3 pseudogenes are annotated in these 1,180 nt (G+C 62.9%); 1 reads left to right on the top strand and 2 read right to left on the bottom strand.

The annotated features are described in order from the left end of the window. Window positions 1-127 (bottom strand): annotated as a pseudogene (locus DR046_RS22950) (IS5/IS1182 family transposase); the annotation flags it as partial. 81 nt (window positions 128-208) lie between these two features. Next, window positions 209-789, bottom strand: a pseudogene (locus tag DR046_RS22945) (IS3 family transposase); the annotation flags it as partial. A gap of 237 nt (window positions 790-1,026) precedes the next feature. Here DR046_RS22945 and DR046_RS22940 point away from each other — a divergent pair. Next, window positions 1,027-1,180, top strand: a pseudogene (locus DR046_RS22940) (IS5/IS1182 family transposase); the annotation flags it as partial.

Here is a 1,180-nt window from a genome sequence, read left to right as displayed (position 1 = left end):
CGCCCAAGCTCGCCAGCGCGTCGTTCACCACCCGCCGGATCGTGCGCAGCGGATGACCCCCCGGGATGCGCTCCTCCAGCTCGACATAGCTGAACAGCGATCCCGTCGTCCGATCCGTCCCCCGCATCCCAGCCCCCGCCGTCAACCACGGCGAAAGTGAATCATGTCCCGAAAAGCACGTCGAGGGCGGGGTTTTTCAGCAGCCTGTTAGCCCCTCCCGCCGCCAGATCCGCTCAACGCGCTTCACGTTCACCGCCCAGCCGGCCTCCCGAAGGAGCGCCGTGATGCGCCGGTAGCCGTATCGTCCGTACTGCGAGGCGAGCGCGATGATGTCCGCGGTCAGCGCATCATCATCGGCCCGTCCGCGCGGCACCTTCCACTGCGTCGAGCGATGCTGTCCAAGAACGCGACAGGCGAGGCGTTCCGACATCTGGAACTTCTCCCGGACGTGGTCGATGCAGGCACGGCGGCGGGCGGGGCTCAGAAGTTTCCCGAGGCGTTCGGCCGATGGGCCTCACCGCGCAGAATGAGCTTCTCGAGCGTGAGGTCGGAGACCGCCTTCCGAAGCCGCTCATTCTCCTTCTCGAGTTCCTTCAGCCGCTTCACCTGATCGGTCTTCAGCCCGCCGAACTCCTTGCGCCACCGATAACAGGTGAACTGTGTCACGCCGATCGAGCGCACCGCCTCGGCCACTGACTGGCCCTGCGATACCAACACATCGACCTGCCGCAGCTTCGCGACGATCTCTTCGGGCTTGTGCTTCCTTTGGGGCAACCCTCTGTCCTCCATCTGGCTCGAAAGCCCTACTTCAGGGAGGACCACTTTTCAGGGGCCAGGCCACCTTCGTGGGTCAGCTCCGGCCGTTTTGGTGTATCTGCAAACCAGCAGGAGGTTGTGCGCCTTCATTAGTCCGCCCTGAACAACTCACATTGCTTTGATTTCCTGACATGAACCGGGATCGGCGGTGTTCTGATGTCGCAGGGTTTGGTATGTTTGGGTCCGGAACCCTGCGATTTCGGAGGCCCGATGAAGCCCAAATCTCGCGCACCCGAGCAGGATGACCTGCTGCGTCCCCGACTCATCAATCTGATTGACATGCGCCATGAGCTGGTGAGGCTCGAGGCGCTGATCGACTGGGAGTTCTTCGAGGCCGAATGGATGGGCTTCTTCCCCTCCCACA

This window comes from Jannaschia formosa, assembly GCF_003340555.1.
Taxonomy (GTDB): Bacteria; Pseudomonadota; Alphaproteobacteria; order Rhodobacterales; family Rhodobacteraceae; genus Jannaschia; species Jannaschia formosa.
The sequence above is the reverse complement of the archived record's forward strand: the minus strand, read 5'-3'. Positions and strand labels throughout refer to the sequence as shown.